The following is a 16821-nucleotide window of genomic DNA, read 5'->3' on the forward strand; positions in this document are numbered from 1 at the left end:
CAGCATGACCCTTCACGACAGGTCACGGTACGGCCGGTACTCCGGCGGACCGGACCCGCTCGCACCGCCCGTTGACCTCGCCGAGGCACTCGACGCCGTGGCCGAAGATGTGATGGACGGCTACTCGCCCCGCCATGCCCTGCAGGAGTTCCTCCGGCGCGGCGGCCGGAACCGGGACGGCCTGGACAACCTGGCCCGCCGCGTGCGGGAACGGCGCAAAGACCTGTTGAGCCGGCACCGGCTGGACGGCACGCTCGATGAGGTCCGCAAACTGCTGGACACTGCAGTCCTGGAAGAGCGCAAACAGCTGGCCAGAGACGCCATGATGGACAACACTGACCGTTCCTTCCGTGAGTTGCAGTTGCAGAACCTGCCGCCGTCCACGGCGGCAGCGGTCAACGAACTCGCCTCCTACGACTGGCAGTCAGGCACCGCCAGGGAAGCGTACGAACGTATCAAGGACCTCTTGGGACGCGAAGTCCTGGACCAGCGGTTCGCCGGCATGAAACAGGCCCTGGAGAATGCCACCGACGAGGACCGCGAAGCCGTCAGCGAGATGCTCCGCGACCTGAACACCGTCCTGGGCAAGCACCGCCGGGGCGAGGATACCGAGGAGGACTTCCGGGAGTTCATGGCAAAGCACGGGCAGCACTTTCCCGAAAACCCGCAGTCGGTCGAAGAGCTGGTGGACGCACTGGCCAAACGGTCCGCCGCAGCGCAGCGGCTCCTGCAGTCCATGTCACCGGAGCAGCGCGACGAGCTGATGCGCCTCTCGGCCCAGGCCTTCGGATCGGCCGGGCTGATGGACCAGCTCAACGAGCTCGACGGAAACCTCCAGGCGCTGCGGCCCGGCGAAGACTGGAACGGTTCGGAGACCTTCGACGGGCAGGACGGCCTGGGCCTGGGTGATGGCACGGGGGTCCTGCAGGACCTGGCGGAACTGGACGGATTGTCGGAACAGCTTTCGCAGTCCTACAACGGCTCTCGCCTGGACGACCTTGACCTCGACGCCCTCAGCCGCCAGTTAGGCCCGGATGCTGCCGTCAGCGCCCGCACCCTGGCCGAGATCGAGCGGGCCATGGAGGACGGCGGCTTCCTGCGCCGGGGGCCCGACGGCGACCTCCGCCTGTCCCCGCAGGCCATGCGGCGCCTCGGGAAGTCCCTGCTGCAGGACACCGCACGGCAGCTGTCCGGGCGGCAGGGGCAACGGGATACCCGCCTTGCCGGCGCGGCCGGAGAGCAGACCGGCTCCAGCCGTCCCTGGGAGTTCGGGGACGCGGAACCCTGGGACGTCACCCGGACCATGACGAACGCTATCCGGCGCACCATGGCTGACGGCGGCGCTCCCGGCCGGGGACTCCGGCTCACCCCGGAAGACATCGAGGTGGCCGAAACCGAAGCCCGCACTCAGGCTGCCGTGGTGCTCCTGGTTGACGTGTCCTTTTCCATGGCCGCCGAGGGGCGGTGGGTGCCGATGAAGCGGACGGCACTGGCCCTGCACCACCTGGTCTCCACCCGGTTCCGGGGCGACCGCCTGCAGCTTGTCACGTTCGGCCGCTATGCACAGTCCATGGACATCGGTGAACTCACCGCCCTGCCGGCGCTGCGGGAGCAGGGGACCAACCTGCATCACGGGCTGCTGCTGGCCGGGCGCTTCTTCCGCCGCCACCCCTCCATGCAGCATGTCCTGCTGGTGGTGACCGACGGTGAGCCCACCGCGCACCTGCTGCCGGACGGCGACTCCTGGTTCAACTGGCCGCCGGACACCGAAACCATCCGCGTCACCGTTGCCGAACTGGACCGGCTGGGGCGCTCCGGCGTGCAGGCCACGTTCTTCCGGCTCGGTGACGACCCCGGGCTGGAGCGCTTCGTGCAGCGGATGGCCCGCCGGATCGACGCGCGGGTGGTGGCGCCGGACGTCGGTGGCCTGGGCGCCGCGGTGGTGGGGGAGTACCTACGCGCCCACGTCCGCAGCTCCTACAGCGACACCGACTGGTCCCTCTAGCCCGCGTCCCGGGCGCCCGGGGCGTCCAGGCCCGCTTCCGAAATGAGCTCAGTCAGCCAGGGGCGGTGCTCACGGTGGAACGTCAGGCCCTCCGGCAACCCCTGGACGGTGGGTTCGGAGCCCGTGATGTCGATGGTGATCCGGCTGCCGGCAAGGGGTGCGTTGGTGATGTGCAGGTTTCCATAGGATTCGGGCAGGGCCGGATCCATCCAGAAGCCGCCCCGGGACACGTGGGCGTCGTACCGCATCAGGCTGGTGATGAGCATGATCGGGGTGGTGGCCGCCCAGGCCTGCGGCGAACAGGCGGTGGGGTACGGAACCGGCTCGGCCACCTGCTCCCGGCTGAATCCGCAGAACAGCTCCGGGAGCCGCCCGCCGGAAAACTCGGCAGCCTCCAGCAGGGCTGTGGCGACCCGCTGCGCCTCTTCCACGAAGCCGTAGCGCATCAGGCCCGCGGCGATGATGGCATTGTCATGCGGCCAGACGGAACCGTTGTGGTAGCTGGCCGGGTTGTAGGCGCCCATGTCCGCGCCCAGCGTGCGGACGCCCCAGCCGCTGAACATCTCGGGGGACATCAGCCGCTCTGCCACCAGCGGCACCTTGTCGTCGTCCACAATTCCGTGCCACAGGCACTGACCCATGTTGGACGCGCAGGCATCGACCGGGCGTTTCTGCCCGTCCAGGGCGATGGCGAAGTAGCCCCGCTCCGGGAGCCAGAAGTCCTCGTTGAATTTCTTCTTCAGCCGCGCCGCCTCTGCGGTGAGCTGTGCCGCCAGCGGCGCGTCCCCGGCGTCGTACGCCATCCATGCCCGCGACAGGAACGCGCTGTACACCAGGGCCTGGACCTCGCACAGGGCGATGGGCGGCTCCGCGAGGGTTCCGTCGGCGAAATTGATGCCGTCCCAGGAGTCCTTCCAGCCCTGGTTGATCAGGCCCTGGTCATTGAGCCGCGAGTACTCGACGAAGCCGTCGCCGTCCTTGTCGCCGTAGGTCCGGACCCAGTCCAGCGCCCGGTCCGCGTGCGGCAGGAGGGAGGCGATGGTGTCCCTGTCGACGCCCCAGCGGCTCACCGAGCCCACGCCCATCACGAACTGGGGTGTGGCGTCCACGCTGCCGTAGTACACCGACTTGCCGCCCAGGGCCAGGCCGCTGGAGACACCCAGCCGGACTTCGTGCAGGATCTTCCCGGGTTCCTCCTCGCTCCTGGGGTCCACCACCTTGCCCTGGCGGTCGGCCAGAGTCTGCAGGGTGCCCACGGCCAGCGAGGGGTCCACGGGCAAGGCCATTTCCGATGCCCACAGGGAGTCACGCCCGAACAGGGTCATGAACCACGGCGCTCCGGCTGCCACCACGATCCGTTCCGGGTGGGCAGGGTCCGTGATCCGGAGTGCGCCGAGATCGTCGTAGCTGCGCCGCAGGGTCCGTTCAATGGAGCGGTTGGTCATCTGCAGCCTGGGGATCCGCGAAACCCATTCCTGGTGCCGAAGGTCACTCGCTGATGGTCCGTGTCTTGCCGGCCGGCGGACATCCTGCCTGCCGGTGGGGGCGGCACTCAGCCGGGTGGACCACAGGCCATGGCCGGGGACCACAAGCTGGTAGGTCAGACCGCCTTCGGTGGCTGTGCCGCCGCGCCCCCGTACCAGGACCGCCTTCCGGAGGTCCTGCCAGGCCGCGCTGATGATGAGGGAATCGCCGTCGGCCCCGCGTGCCTCCTGCCAGCGCCGCTGGACCCTTGCCTCCTTCACCTCGAAGAGGTCGGCGAAGTCCGCTTCGACGCCGACCGTCACGCGGCAGGGGACAGGCTCGGATGAGTAGTTCCGGACGGTCACCTCCTCCACCATCCCGGCGGCTACTTCCCGCAGCCGCTCCACGATCAGGGGGCTGTCCGCGTAGCCGTCCGCCCGGGGAACGCGGCCTATGAACAGCGCCCGGTAGGGTTCCTTGGTTTCGGCCGTCAGCGGCTCCAGGGGCAGTCCGTTCACCGCAAGGGTCCAGCCGGAAAGGATGCGGGTGTCTTCGTGGAATACCCCGTGCGGAAGTTCCGGGCGGATATCGCCGTTGGCGGCGGAGATGCAGAAAGACGAGCCCTCCACCAGAGTGACGGTCCCCGCCCCCACGGGCCCTGCAGCTGTATCTGCGTTCCATCCAGCCATGTCCGCTCCTTTGACGGCGACGACGGTCTCCCGGCCACATAGACGCTACGCCTCGGGCAGGGCCGACAAAAGGGGTGGACCCCTTGAACCGGTTCCCGTCCGGGCATAACATGGCGGCCACATCCACGCCGATCAGTCCTAGGAGCCGGCCATGGGCGCCACACCCGCTGAAAGGTCACCAGCAACCCTGATGGTGGACCTGATCATCTCGCTGGACGGGTATGCCTCCGCCGAGGGATGGCCCGGCTGGTGGGGATTGGAGGGGCCGGAATACCTTGCCTGGCTGGACCAGGAGGCTGCAAAGAACTACACCTTCCTGCTGGGGGCCAACACGTACCGGCTGATGTACGGCATGTCTGCCCAGGCAGCGGCCGACCGCACCGGGTTCTCGGCGGAGGAGGGCGCAAGCCTCACCGGCCTGGCGGCCGTGCCCAAGATGGTGTTCTCGTCCACGCTGCGGGCGCCCCTGGACTGGCCGAACTCCACCCTGGTCACCGGGGACGCCGTGGAGGCGGTCAGGGATTTAAAACGGACCGGAACAGGGCCGCTGAGCACCCTCGGCAGCCTGCGGCTGACCAGGTCCTTGCTGGCCGCGGGCCTGGTGGACCGTTTCCGGCTGGTTGTCTTTCCCGTGATCACCGGCGCCACCGGCAGGGAACGGATCTACGACGGCTATCCGGACGTCATGCTGGAGATGGTGGAGAGCAAGACCTTCGACGGCAGGCTGCAGTTGCTGGAGTACGTTCCCACGGTGCTCACCGGCCCGCCAAGCAGCAGGTGACCGGAGCGCGGCGGCGCGGGTCGTGTCACCGGAAGACTCAAATGCTTGAACATTGAACTAATTGGACGTAGGATTTAGTTCAATCTTCAAGTATTTCCGTGTTCCGATTGCCGAGGACCCCCATGACTGCTGTTGCCCACGCCCCGCTGCCGCAACCCGCCCTCCCCGCGGCCACCGTCCGCAGCCGCGTCACCGTCCCGTTTCGTTTCCCGGACGGCTATTCCACGACGGCGGAGATCCTCACCTTCCACGGCCTGGCGGACCGCAAGGAACACCTGCTGCTGGCTCTGGGGCCCTGGGAGCAGGCTCTCCTCAGCGGACAACCGATGGTCCGCCTCCACAGCGAATGCATGACCGGCGATGTGTTCGGCAGCGAGCGCTGCGACTGCGGCCCGCAGCTGCGGGAAGCTGCCGAAACCATCACGGATGCCGGCGGATTCCTCCTCTACCTCCGGCAGGAGGGCCGCGGCATCGGCCTGTACCCGAAGCTCGATGCCTATGCCCTGCAGGACCAGGGCCTGGACACCTACGATGCCAACCTCGCGCTGGGCCACGGCGAGGACGAGCGCGACTACTCCGCCGCAGCACAGATGCTCGAAGCGCTGGGTGCCACCAGCATCCGGCTCCTGAGCAACAACCCGGACAAAGCCGGGCAACTGATTGCCCACGGCATTGGCGTCAACGAAAAGGTGCCCACGGGTGTCCACCTGTCCGCAGCGAACAGCCGCTACCTGGCCGCCAAACGTGACCGTACCGCCCACACCCTGGACCTTGACCTTGAACCGCGCGTTGCGCCGGGCCCGGGCGCAGGTGCCGGACCTGCCGCCGTCGTACGCAGCACGGCGAAGGATGCCGGGGAGGTGCCCGGCCACGAGGAAATGCTCGCCCGTGTGGCGGCGCTGGTGCCTGCCCTGCGGGCAGCGGCCGAAGAAACCGAAGGATTGCGCCGCCTGCCGGATGCCACGGTTGAAGGCCTCCACGCCGCGGGTGTTTTCCGCATGCTGGCACCTGCCGCTGTGGGCGGCTATGGACTGGGCGCGGAGACGTACGGCGAGGCGGTCCGCCGCCTTGCCCGGGGATGCGCCTCCACGGCCTGGACCGCGGGCCATCTCGCCGAGCATGTCTGGATGCTGGCGCGCTGGCCGCGGCGGGTGCAGGATGAGGTCTTCGCTGGTGGCGGGATGCCGCTCGCGGCAGCGACCAGCGCGCCCGTCGGTTCTGCCCGGAAGGTACCCGGCGGCTACGCGGTCTCGGGCCACTGGAGCTTCGCCTCCGGCATCATGCATTCAGAGTGGGCGCTGCTGGCCGTCCAGCAGGACGGCCACCGGCTGCAGGCGCTGGTTCCCCTCACGGACTTGGAACTTGTTGATGCCTGGCACACGGACGGGCTCCGGGGTACCGGCAGCAACGATCTGCGCGCCACGGACCTGTTCGTCCCGGACTACCGGGTCATGGACTGGGCGCTCCTCAGCGCGGCGGACAACCCCGGCAGCCTGATCCATTCCGATCCCCTGATCCACACCCCGATGGCCACACTGCTGAACCTGGTGGCCCCGGCGGCGGCACTGGGCTCGGCCGAATATGCGGTGGAACTGTTCCGTGGCCAGCTGCTCGCGCCGAAGGTGAAGAACGGCATCGAGATCCGCCAGGCGGACTCCCCACTGGCCCAGGCACGGTACGCCCGGGCCGCCGGACTGGTGGCCTCGGCACAGCTGCACTGGGACGCAGGGCTCTCCGCCGTGGCTGCCTCAGTCCGGCCGGCGTCCGGTGGCCTCCCGGGGTCAGGCCTGCCGGAAGGCGAGAGGGCAGCGTTCCGGCTCTCACTCGCCCTGAGCGCCGAGGCAGCGCAGGAAGCCGTCCGGGTGGTCCTCGCCGGTTCTGGCGGCAGCGCCCACCGGCTGGGGCATCCCCTGCAGCGCCTCCAGCGCGACGTCGGCGTGCTGCTGAACCATCCCACCCTGGGCATTGATCCCATCCTGGAACAGGCCGGCCGGGGATTGCTGGGGCTGGGCTTCACGGCTCCGTCCTTCTAGGCGCGGGCAGCGGCGGCCTCCCGCCGCTGCCACCATCCAGGGCGGTTCCGTGGCAGGATCAGGTATGCCCCAGCGCCTGATGCTGCTCGACACTGCCTCGCTGTACTTCCGTGCCTTCTACGGCCTCCCGGACACCATCCGGCGCCCCGACGGTACGCCGGTCAACGCCGTCCGGGGCCTGCTGGACATGATTGCCCGGCTCACCACGGACTACCACGCCACCCACCTGGTGGCCTGCTGGGACGATGACTGGCGCCCGCAGTGGCGGGTGGACCTGGTCCCCACCTACAAGGCGCACCGGGTGGCCGAGGCCAACCCCGGTGGCACCGACGTTGAAGTGGTGCCCGATGCGCTGGAGGCGCAGCTGCCGATGATCCGGAAGGCCCTGGAGCTTGCCGGCATCGCCATCGTGGGCGCAGCAGACCACGAGGCCGACGACGTCATCGGCACCTACGCCAGCCACGCGGACATGCCTGTGGACGTCGTCACCGGGGACCGGGACCTGTTCCAGGTGTGCGACGACGAACGGCAGGTCCGGGTGATCTACACGGCGCGCGGAATGCGGAACCTGGAGGTCTGCACGGAGGAAACCATCGTGGCCAAATACAAGGTCCTGCCGCAGCAGTACGCCGATTACGCCACCCTGCGCGGCGATGCGTCCGACGGCCTGCCGGGCGTTGCCGGCATCGGCGAGAAGACGGCGGCGTCGCTGCTGCTTAAGTACGGCACCCTGGATGCCCTCCTGGCGGCAGCGGAAACGCCCGACGGCGGCGTCTCCGCGCCGGTCCGGGCGAAGCTGTCCGCCGCGGCCGCCTACCTCGAAGCAGCCCCCGCCGTCGTCCGCCTGGTGCGGGACCTGCAACTGCCCGCCGTGGAGGAGGCCGGCGCCATGCTGGAACCGGTGGCCGGCGACCGGCGGGCGGAACTGGAACGCATCGCCACCGACTGGAACCTCGGCGGATCGGTGCGCCGGCTCCTGGATGCCCTGGACCTGCGGGGGCAGCCGGGCTGACCCGCGCAGGCCCGTGGTGCTACGGGCTCAGAGGCTCTTCAGCGCCCGTCCCAGCCGGGCTGCGGCCTCCTCGAGCCGGGGCACGGACACGTCGCCGAATGCAAAGCGCAGGTGGCGGTCCGAACCGGTGCCCGGCCCGGAGGCGAAGAACGAACCCCGCTGGTACTCCACGCCTTCTGCACTGGCCGCTGCCGCCAGGAGGTCCGGATCGATGCCGGCGTCGCGCAGCCGCGGCCACAGGAAGAGTCCGCCGCCGGGGAGCACGCTCTCGAACGCTCCGGGAGCCTCCCGCTCCAGTGCCGCGATCAAGGCTTCGGCCCGGGTCCGGTACAGCGCGCGTGCCCGGCCCAGCGTCGCATCGAAGAGTCCCTGGTCCGCCGTCAGGGCCTCGCCCACCACTGCCTGCACCAGGGTGGAACTGTGTGAATCCTGGCGGCTCCGCAGTGCCACGAGGTCCGGCAACAGGCGCTCCGGTGCCACCAGCCAGCCCAGCCGCAGGCCCGGTCCCAGGGTCTTGGTGAAGGTGTTGATGTGGATGACATGGTCCGAGTGGTTGAAGGCATCCACGCTCTCCGGCCTGCCTGAATACCAGAGCTCGCGGTAGGGGTTGTCGGCCAGGACCACGAAACCGTAATGTTCCGCGAGTCCGGCCAGCCTGGTGCGGGCCTCGGCGGGGAGTGTGCCCTGGGACGGGTTGTGGAAGTCCGGCACCGTGTACAGGGCTGAGGGCCGGGCGCCTTGGCGCAGTTTGTCTTCCAACTCGTCGACGTCGATGCCGTGGGCACCGACGGTCACGGGCAGGGTACGGGCTCCGGAGAGCTGCAGCCCGCGCAGGAACAGCGGGAAGATCGGGTTGTCCACGGCCACCAGGTCACCGCGCTCCACGACGGCCTGGATGCCGAGGGACAGGCCATGGAATCCGCCGTTGGTGATGATGATCCGCTCGACGGGCACGCCCTCGCGGTCTGCGATCCACGCTCGCAGGGGCGAAATGCCTTCGGTGCGGGAGTACTGCAGGGACGGCAGCCCGGGCCTCGAGAGGACCCTTGCCGTGGCGGCGGCCAGCTCCGCCGCCGGAAGGACGCCGGGGTCCGGGACGCCGCCCAGTAGCTCGATGGCGTCCTCCCGCTTGTCCCGCAGGGTGGCATCACCAAATCCCTTGGGGGCGGTGAAGCCGGCGATCAGGGCGGGCTTCCGCGGGGATTCGGGGCGGACGGTTGCGGTGGGGGTCAAAGTCATAATGCGGCCTCTGCTAGTTTCGGGATGTTGCTGTGTTCCGCGGGAGCCTCCGCCACGGCGGGCAGCGCCAGTCCGGAGGTGCCCGGGATGGCGTCCAGGAGCGCCCTGGTGTACGGGTGCTGCGGCCGGTCGAAGACCTGGTCCACCGTGCCGTGCTCCACCACCCGGCCCCGGCGCAGGACGGACACGGTGTCCGCCACCTGCCGCACCAGGGCAAGGTCATGGGAGACGAACACGTAGGTCAGCCCCAGGTCCCGCTGGAGCCGCGCCAGCAGCTCGAGGATGCCGGCCTGCACGCTGACGTCCAGTGCCGAGGTGGGCTCGTCCAGGACCACGACGTCGGGCCGGACCACCAGTGCGCGGGCGATGGCCACGCGCTGCCTCTGCCCGCCGGAGAGCTGGGACGGGCGGCGGTCCGCAGCGTCGCCCGGCAGGCCCACGGACTGCAGGGCATCGCGCACGCGGTCCGCGCGGTCAGCCGTGCTGCCCACCCCGAACCGGTCCAGGGGTTCCCGGACGATCCTGCCCACTTTCCATGTTGGGTCAAGCGACGTGAACGGGTTCTGGTAGACCAGCTGCAGGTGGCGGCGCACGTCGCGCAGGCCGGCCCGGGAAAGGCCGGCGGTGGAGTGTCCGCCCACCGTAATGCTGCCGCTGTCCGGTTGCTCCAGTCCGAGCAGCAGCCGGACCGCTGTGGTCTTGCCGGAGCCGGATTCGCCCACCAGGGCATGGGTTCTGCCGCGTTCGACGGCGAAGGAGACCCCATCCACGGCGCGCACCTCCTTGCCGCGCGTCCGGAAGCTCTTGGTGACTTCGGTGACAGCGATCTGCGCCGGCCGGTCCGCGGTGGTGGCGTCCGGCGTCGTACCGTCCTGCGTGGCGACGTCCTGTGAAGCAGTGCCCTGCAGCGTGTCCTGCGGTGCGCCTGTGCGCTGGCTGCGGTACCGGTCCGGATTGAGCGCTGGAACGTCCGCCTGCAGGTTGCGGGCGTAATCCGTGCGGGGAGCTGCGAAGACCTGGGCCGAGGGGCCCTGTTCCTGGACGGCTCCATCCTTGAGCACCACCAGGGTGTCGGCACGTTCGGCCGCGATGGCGAGGTCGTGCGTGATAAGCAGCAGGCCGATGTCCAGTTCCTTCCGCAGGTCGCCCAGCAGGTCCAGGATGAGCTTCTGGACTGTGACATCGAGCGCCGAGGTCGGTTCGTCCGCCACAATCAGGGACGGCCGCGGCAACACCGTCAGGGCTATGAGCACCCGCTGGAGCATCCCGCCGGACAGCTGGTGGGGGTAGGAATCGTAGACGCGCACGGGATCGGGCAGGCCCACCTGGTCAAAAACCTCCAGGATGATCCGGCGGCGGGCGCCGGCGTCCCTCTCGCCAATCAGTGCGGCGGCCTCGTGGGCCTGGGCGCCGATGCTGCGCACCGGATTCAGTGCCGAGCCGGGGTCCTGCGGGATGAACCCGAGCTGCCGGCCGCGCAGGGGGCGGAACTGCCGCTCCGCCAGGGACAGCACTTCAGTCCCTGCCAGCCGGACGCTGCCGTCCACCGTCGCTTCGGCGGGCTGCAGCAGCCGCAGCACCGCCTTGGCGATGGTGGACTTCCCGGACCCGGACTCGCCGATCAGGGCCAGGCTTCCGCCGCGGGCCAGGGTGAACCCGACGTCGTGGACCACTTTCCTGCTCCCGTAGGCGACGTTCAGGCCCTCGACACTGAGCAGCGGGGATGCCTTGGTTTCCGGCATTGTGGTGTCCTTTCCTCCGGTGGTTCCACCGGGGTTGGGGGCGCTCATTTGCTGTTCCTGAGCCACCGGCTGATGCGGTTGATGGACAGGACCGTGGCCACAATCACCAGGGCCGGGGCGTACACCAGCCACGGCGCGGTGACGTAGGTCTTGCCCGAAGCCACCAGCAGGCCCCAGTCCGAGGATGGGGGCGGATCGCCGTAGCCCAGGAAGGCCAGCGAGGCGATCACCAGGATGGACGTTCCAAACTGCAGCACCGCCAGTACCAGCACCGAACGGTAGGCGTTGGGCAGGACATGGGTCAGCAAGGCCTGCAGCCTGTTGCCGCCCTCCAGGTAGGACGCTTCCACGAACGCCGAGCGGCGGACCCGGATGACCTCCGCCCGCATGAGCCGGGCGAAGACGGCCACAGCGGATACCCCGGTGGCGATCGCGGCGTTGATGGTCTGGAAGCCCAGCGAACTGACGATCACCACGGCCAGCAGGAATCCGGGGATGGCCAGGAGCACGTCCACGAACCTGCCGAGGGTCGCATCCAGCCAGCCGCCGCGGAAGCCGCTGGCCAGGCCGATGGCACTGCCCACCAGCAGGCCAATCGCCACGGCAACCAGGGCGCTGGTGACGGAGGACGCTGTTCCGTATACCACCCGGGCGTACTGGTCCCGCCCCAGGTAGTCGGTGCCGAACCAGTGCTGCAGGCTGGGCGCGTCGAGCTTGCTGCCGGTGTCACCGTTGACGGGGCTGTACCCGGTAAACAGTGATGGGAACAAGGACCACAGCACTACCACCAGGACCACGAGGAAGGACAGCAGGACCGTGGGCGGGATGGCCGCAGGGGTGCGGAGGGATGCGGCCCCGGCGCTGCGGAGACGGGCGAAGTTCAGGTCCGCGCTCATGCGTTTGCTGCCTCTCGGACGTTGACCCGCGGGTCAAGCAACGGGGTGAGGAGATCTGCGGCGAGGTTCACGGCCACGAACACGACGGCGGACAGCGAGACCACCGCCTGCAGGACCGGCTGGTCCTCTCCCGTGACGGCCTTCTGGACCACGGTGCCGATGCCGTCGCGGCCGAAGATCGTCTCGGTAATGACGGACCCGCCCAGCAATTCGCCCACAATGAGGGCGACCATGGCCACCGAAGGCAACGCCGACGGCTTCACCAGGTGCCGGGCGAACAGCTGCGCTTCAGCCAGGCCCCGGGAGCGTGCCACCAGCGCGTACTCCTGGCGGGATTCGTGGTCCAGGCTGGCGATCAGCACTTCGGCAAGCGGAGCGGACACCGGGATGGCGAGGGTGACGGCCGCGAACAGGGTTGCCGTGGCGCTGTTCGGGTCAGTGGTGGTGAAGGCGTGCAGCCGGAACGCGAACAGCTCGATCAGGACCAGGCCGATCACGAAGTTGGGCACGGACAGGAAGAAGGACGGGATGGAGCGCAGGAGGCCGGCCCACCTGGGCGGAGCATAGTGTGCCCCGTAGGCGATGCCGATGGCGAAGACCACGGCGATGGCCAGGGCAGTACTGGCCAGGGTGAGCGTTGACGGCAGGGCGTCGCCCACGATCTGGACCACCGGCAGGTTGGACTGCAGCGAGAAGCCTAGCTCGCCGGTCAGGAACCGGCCCAGCGACAACGCCAGTTGGACGAGGACGGGCTGGTCCAGCCCGTAGTACTGCACGATCCGCTGGATGTCGGCTTCGCTCAGGCCGGACTGCGGGTCGCGCAGCGAGTTGGTGATGGCGTCACCTGGCAGCACGCTGATGACCAGGAACGTCAGCACATAGGCCAGAAGCACGACGACTGCAGCCTGCCCTGCGCGGGCAAGGGCGAAGCGGCCGTAGCCGCTGGTCACTTGGCCACCCAGGCGGTGTAGAAGTTGGCGTACGCCAGGCCGTTGTACTGGACGCCCTTGACCGCGGGCGAGATCAGGTACAGGCGCTGAACCAGCTGGTTGAGGGGGATGAAGTAGCCCTGTTCCAGGACGTACTGCTGCAGGTCACCGGCCACCTTTTTGCGGGATTCCCTGTCAGAGGCGCTGGCGATCGCGGTGGACAGATCGTTGAGCTTCTGGTCACTGGTGCCCAGGTTGAACCAGTTTTCGCCGTTGTTCTGGCTGGTCAGCACGCCGGCCACCGTTCCCACGTCCACGAAGCTGCGGGAAGTCTGGAACAGCGGCGGACGGCTGGCCTGGATGGCGGCGTAACCGGCCACGTCCACCACCTTGAGGTTGACCTTGATGCCGATGCGCTCCAGCTGCTGGGCGATGAGCTCGTCCTCGGCCTTGGTGGAGGGAACGTAGGGGTTGGGCGTGAGCGGGAACTCGAGGACCTTGCCGTCCTTCACGCGGAACCCGTCGGGACCGGGCTTCCAGCCGGCGTCGTCCAGCAGCTTCTTCGCCTTGTCCGCATCGAAGGCGAAGGCACTGCTGTAGTCGCCGGCCTCCGGGACGTTGCCCTGGATGAACGTGGTGGCCGCATCCCAGTCCTCCGTGTAGACGGTGTTCCGGATCTCCTCACGGTCGATGCCGTGCTGGATGGCCTGGCGGACGCTGGGATCGTTGGTGGGGAAGGCCTGGGTGTTGACCTGGAAGCCGTCCACGAAGCCCAGGTACTTGGGTGTTCCCACGGTGAAGCCCTGCGCTTTGAGGGAGTCGATTTCCTGCGGCTCCACGTTGAAGGCAACTTCCGCCTGGCCGGACGCCACCGTGGAGGTCCGCACCGAGGTGTCCTTGATGACCTTGTAGGTGATGGTGTCCAGGCGGGCCGGGCCCGTGTGGCCCAGGGCGGCCGGCCCCCAGTTGTAGTCCTTGCGCTTCTCGAGCACGTACGAGTCGCCCTGCTTCCAGGACTTGAGGATGAACGGGCCGCTGCCGATTTCCTGCGCCAGGTCCGCCTGGGCGTCCACCGGCAGAGCGAGGGTCTTGGGGGACAGGAGGATGCAGCCGTGGTACGCCAGCGTGGCGATGAAGCCGAGCGCGGGGGAGGAGAAGGACACCTTGACCGTCCTGGCGTCGGCGGCCTCCGCGCTGGCGAAGTTGCTGGACGGGAAGAGGCCCACCTTGCTGACGCCGCGGTCCGGGGCCCCCTTGGCCCAAGCGTTGAGGTTGGCCACGACGGCGGCCGCGTCCAGGGGCGTGCCGTCGGAGAAAGTCACTCCGTCTTTGAGGTGCAGGACGAAATCCTTGGCGCCGTTGAGTTCCTCCCAGCTTTCGGCCACCCAGGGGCTGAGCTGGCCTTTGTCGTCTACGTAGACCAGCTTGTCGGTGATCTGGCCCCAGAGGTTGCCCTCGTAGCTGGAAATGGACGTCTTGCTCGAGACCCAGCCGGTGTCGTAGCCCTGGATGAGGAAGGTGATGTTTCCGCCGTCAACCGGCGTGCCGGCGTCGGAGGAACTGGTGGCCGAGGGGCCGCCGCATGCGGTGAGGACGGCGGAACCGGTGATGGCGGTGATGCCGGCCAGGAAGGCGCGGCGGCGGAATTCGATGGGGGTCATGGGGGTCTCCTGGGTGAAAGTGGTGGGCCCGGATGGGCTAGATGGCTTTGCCGGGGTTCAGCAGTGCATGCGGGTCCAGGGCGGACTTAATGGCGTGCTGCGCCTGGCGGATCCGTGGGGACAGTTCCAACGCGGCCCAGTCCTGCTTGATGCTGCCGATGCCGTGTTCGCCGGTGACGGTGCCACCGAGCGAAAGGGCCACGCGGACCAGTTCGGTGGCGGCCTCCTGCAGGGCCGCCGGCGGCTGTACGGGGTCGTCGCCAGGCTGCCTGTCGAGCGTGATCAGCGGGTGGAGGTTGCCGTCGCCGGCGTGCGATACGGCGGAGATGTCCACGCCGAACCGTGCTTCCAGCGCCGGAAACGCTGCGTAGACCTCGGCCAGCCGGGATTTCGGGACGGCAATGTCCTCGCCGATGTACCACTTGTCCTGGGGGAGTCCGCGGCCGTTGCGGCGCAGCTCCCAGAGCCGCACGCCGTCGTCGTCCGATTCCACCGTGACCCGCCCGCCGGCGGCGGTGAGTGCGGCGGCAAGGTCCGCGGACTGCGCCTCGATGCCGTAGCCGTCGAGCTCGATCAGGATCAGCGCGGCGCCGCGGCCGCGGAGGCCGGTTCCGGAATGGCTGTCGATGTTTTCCAGGCTGGGCGTGTCGAAGAACTCGATGGCCGCGGGCCGGACTGGGGACAGGGTGATGGCGTAAAGGCCCTTTGCGCCGGCCGCCGTGCTGTCAAAGAACGCTGTGACGGTCTTCCGGGCCACCGGGATGGGCCGCAGCCGGACGGTGGCCCTGACCACGATGCCCAGGATCCCCTCCGATCCGACGAACAGCGAGGTCAGGTCCAGGCCTGTCACGCCCTTGATGGAGCGGTGCCCCACGCTGACGAGGCTGCCGTCGGCGAGGACGACGTCGAGGGCCAGGACGGACTCACGGGTCACGCCATACTTGGCGCACCTCAGCCCCCCGGCATTGGTGGCGACGTTGCCGCCGATCGACGAGATGTCGAAACTGGCGGGATCGGGGGCATAGAACAGTCCGTGGGGCGCGAGGTGTGCGTTCAGTTCAGCGTTGATGAGGCCCGGCTCAACCACGGCAACTTCATCGAGGGGCGAGATCTCAATGACAGCTGTGAGGCGTTCGGTGGACACCACCACCTGTCCGGCGGCCGCAGTGGCGCCGCCGGACAGTCCGGTACCGGCGCCTCGGGGAACCACGGTGACGCCCAGTTCGCCGGCGAGCCGCACCACCTGCTGCACCTGGGCGGCGCTGGCGGGGAACACGACGGCGGGACCATCTGTGCCGCCGTCGGCCCCGGCGGTTTTCGCCGTCGCAGCGTCATAACGGTAGGGCCGGGTATCAGGGGCCGGGGCCAACGCCTCGATCTCCGGGTGGCGGGCGGACAATTCAAGGACGAATGACTCCACGGCCCGTTGCGGATGGGTGGGGCGTGGCCGCGCTTCGGCTTCTGCTGGTGTCATGCCGGGATCTCTTTCGGGGTGGGTACAGGCGGAGGAATATGACAGGAAGTAAAAAGGGAATTCCTCCGGAGTGTCATTATTCATTTCGGTTCTAAGGGAAATTAGCCGTGTTGGCCCCTGTGCCGCGAACCTGGGCGAAACCGGAATAAACAAATCGAAATTGCAGGACACGCGGGTCAACGGGCAGTAAGAAACGGTCATGATGGCCGTAACAGAGCCGGCATATGACGCCGCGGGTACTGGCGTGAACGTGCGTTGCGGAGCGCGTCAGTGCATTGCGGCGGTGGTTGTCGAATTGATTTGGGTAATGGTTTGGTGAGGTAACGATCCACACGAGAGGCCACATAATGACTGCCACATCAGATCTTGCTCCCCGCCGGCTTCGCGATATTTTTGGAACCTTTGCCAGCGGGCTGACGGTAATTACCAGTTCAACACCGCAAGGGCCGGCCGGTTTTACCTGCCAGTCGTTCGCGTCCCTGTCGCTGGAGCCCGCCCTGGTCACCTTCAACCCCGCCCGCACCTCCAGCACGTGGCCGGTCCTGCGTGATGCGGGCTCCTTTACGGTGAACATCCTGCCGGCCGAACACCAGCATCTCGCCGGCCAGTTTGCCCGCTCCGGAACCGACAAGTTCGCCGGTGTCAGCCACACATCCTCGCCCCTGGGAAACCCCATCCTCGACGATGCGCTCGCCTGGATTGACTGCGAGCTTCATGCGGAGCACGACGGCGGCGACCACACCATCGTGGTGGCCAGCGTGCGGCACCTGAGTGCTCGGACGGACGCTGAGCCCCTGCTGTTCTTCAAGGGCCGGTACGCCGGACTTTCGCAGGCCCGCCTGCTCGAAGCCGCCAGCTGACACTTCCGCCCGGACCACGGGCGGGCCATGATCCCG

General features: G+C 68.4%; 12 protein-coding genes. 5 read left to right on the forward strand and 7 right to left on the reverse strand.

Annotation, left to right across the window (positions count from 1 at the left end):
- Positions 1-4 precede the first annotated feature (4 nt).
- Entirely contained in the window at positions 5-2005 is a 2001-nt protein-coding gene (locus ACHL_RS08930) for a vWA domain-containing protein (protein WP_015936969.1), read from the forward strand.
- Here the strand turns inward: ACHL_RS08930 and ACHL_RS08935 are convergent.
- The gene (locus ACHL_RS08935; protein ID WP_015936970.1) at positions 2002-4158 is read right to left on the reverse strand and encodes an amylo-alpha-1,6-glucosidase; all 2157 of its coding nucleotides are present in this window, start codon (positions 4156-4158) and stop codon (positions 2002-2004) included. The genes ACHL_RS08930 and ACHL_RS08935 overlap by 4 nt on opposite strands.
- A gap of 151 nt (positions 4159-4309) precedes the next feature.
- On the opposite strand from ACHL_RS08935, the gene ACHL_RS08940 reads away from it, so the two are divergent.
- From ACHL_RS08940 to ACHL_RS08950, 3 genes are all read left to right on the forward strand, one after another.
- Complete coding sequence (locus tag ACHL_RS08940; protein WP_015936971.1) at positions 4310-4939, forward strand: dihydrofolate reductase family protein; 630 nt, start codon at positions 4310-4312, stop codon at positions 4937-4939.
- A gap of 122 nt (positions 4940-5061) precedes the next feature.
- Positions 5062-6972, forward strand: coding sequence for a GTP cyclohydrolase II RibA (ribA, locus tag ACHL_RS08945; RefSeq protein ID WP_015936972.1), 1911 nt, complete (start codon positions 5062-5064; stop codon positions 6970-6972).
- 64 nt (positions 6973-7036) lie between these two features.
- Positions 7037-7984 carry a 5'-3' exonuclease gene (locus tag ACHL_RS08950; protein WP_015936973.1) on the forward strand — a complete coding sequence of 316 codons (948 nt, stop codon included), beginning with the start codon at positions 7037-7039 and terminating at the stop codon, positions 7982-7984.
- Positions 7985-8011: 27 nt separating this feature from the next.
- Here the strand turns inward: ACHL_RS08950 and ACHL_RS08955 are convergent, their stop codons facing one another.
- The 6 genes from ACHL_RS08955 to ACHL_RS08980 are packed head-to-tail and all read right to left on the reverse strand — an operon-like array spanning position 8012 to position 15925.
- Positions 8012-9223 carry an aminotransferase-like domain-containing protein gene (locus ACHL_RS08955; protein ID WP_015936974.1) on the reverse strand — a complete coding sequence of 404 codons (1212 nt, stop codon included), beginning with the start codon at positions 9221-9223 and terminating at the stop codon, positions 8012-8014.
- Positions 9220-11013 (reverse strand): dipeptide ABC transporter ATP-binding protein, encoded by a 1794-nt coding sequence (locus ACHL_RS08960; protein WP_015936975.1) that lies wholly within the window; start codon positions 11011-11013, stop codon positions 9220-9222. The genes ACHL_RS08955 and ACHL_RS08960 overlap by 4 nt, the downstream gene beginning before the upstream one ends.
- A complete protein-coding gene (locus ACHL_RS08965) occupies positions 11010-11861 on the reverse strand; it encodes an ABC transporter permease (RefSeq protein ID WP_015936976.1) in 852 nt (283 codons plus the stop codon). The genes ACHL_RS08960 and ACHL_RS08965 overlap by 4 nt, the downstream gene beginning before the upstream one ends.
- On the reverse strand, positions 11858-12811 hold the full coding sequence (locus tag ACHL_RS08970) for an ABC transporter permease (RefSeq protein WP_015936977.1): 954 nt from the start codon (positions 12809-12811) through the stop codon (positions 11858-11860). The genes ACHL_RS08965 and ACHL_RS08970 overlap by 4 nt, the downstream gene beginning before the upstream one ends.
- Positions 12808-14451 carry an ABC transporter substrate-binding protein gene (locus tag ACHL_RS08975; protein ID WP_015936978.1) on the reverse strand — a complete coding sequence of 548 codons (1644 nt, stop codon included), beginning with the start codon at positions 14449-14451 and terminating at the stop codon, positions 12808-12810. Before ACHL_RS08975 ends, ACHL_RS08970 begins: the two co-directional genes overlap by 4 nt.
- Positions 14452-14488: 37 nt before the next feature.
- On the reverse strand, positions 14489-15925 hold the full coding sequence (locus tag ACHL_RS08980; RefSeq protein ID WP_139187442.1) for an FAD-binding oxidoreductase: 1437 nt from the start codon (positions 15923-15925) through the stop codon (positions 14489-14491).
- Positions 15926-16272: 347 nt separating this feature from the next.
- Between ACHL_RS08980 and ACHL_RS08985 the strand changes: the two genes are divergently transcribed.
- Positions 16273-16785, forward strand: coding sequence for a flavin reductase family protein (locus tag ACHL_RS08985; protein WP_015936980.1), 513 nt, complete (start codon positions 16273-16275; stop codon positions 16783-16785).
- The last annotated feature ends 36 nt before the right edge of the window (positions 16786-16821 follow it).

This window comes from Pseudarthrobacter chlorophenolicus A6 (genome assembly GCF_000022025.1).
In the GTDB taxonomy this organism is placed as follows: domain Bacteria; phylum Actinomycetota; class Actinomycetes; order Actinomycetales; family Micrococcaceae; genus Arthrobacter; species Arthrobacter chlorophenolicus.

Coding starts and splice junctions, on each gene's coding strand:
- ACHL_RS08975 (WP_015936978.1), bottom strand. CDS start 14,451: ATGACCCCCATCGAATTCCGCCGCCGCGCCTTCCTGGCCGGCATCACC.
- ACHL_RS08980 (WP_139187442.1), bottom strand. CDS start 15,925: ATGACACCAGCAGAAGCCGAAGCGCGGCCACGCCCCACCCATCCGCAA.
- ACHL_RS08930 (WP_015936969.1), top strand. CDS start 5: ATGACCCTTCACGACAGGTCACGGTACGGCCGGTACTCCGGCGGACCG.
- ACHL_RS08935 (WP_015936970.1), bottom strand. CDS start 4,158: ATGGCTGGATGGAACGCAGATACAGCTGCAGGGCCCGTGGGGGCGGGG.
- ACHL_RS08985 (WP_015936980.1), top strand. CDS start 16,273: ATGACTGCCACATCAGATCTTGCTCCCCGCCGGCTTCGCGATATTTTT.
- ribA (WP_015936972.1), top strand. CDS start 5,062: ATGACTGCTGTTGCCCACGCCCCGCTGCCGCAACCCGCCCTCCCCGCG.
- ACHL_RS08965 (WP_015936976.1), bottom strand. CDS start 11,861: ATGAGCGCGGACCTGAACTTCGCCCGTCTCCGCAGCGCCGGGGCCGCA.
- ACHL_RS08955 (WP_015936974.1), bottom strand. CDS start 9,223: ATGACTTTGACCCCCACCGCAACCGTCCGCCCCGAATCCCCGCGGAAG.
- ACHL_RS08940 (WP_015936971.1), top strand. CDS start 4,310: ATGGGCGCCACACCCGCTGAAAGGTCACCAGCAACCCTGATGGTGGAC.
- ACHL_RS08960 (WP_015936975.1), bottom strand. CDS start 11,013: ATGAGCGCCCCCAACCCCGGTGGAACCACCGGAGGAAAGGACACCACA.
- ACHL_RS08950 (WP_015936973.1), top strand. CDS start 7,037: ATGCCCCAGCGCCTGATGCTGCTCGACACTGCCTCGCTGTACTTCCGT.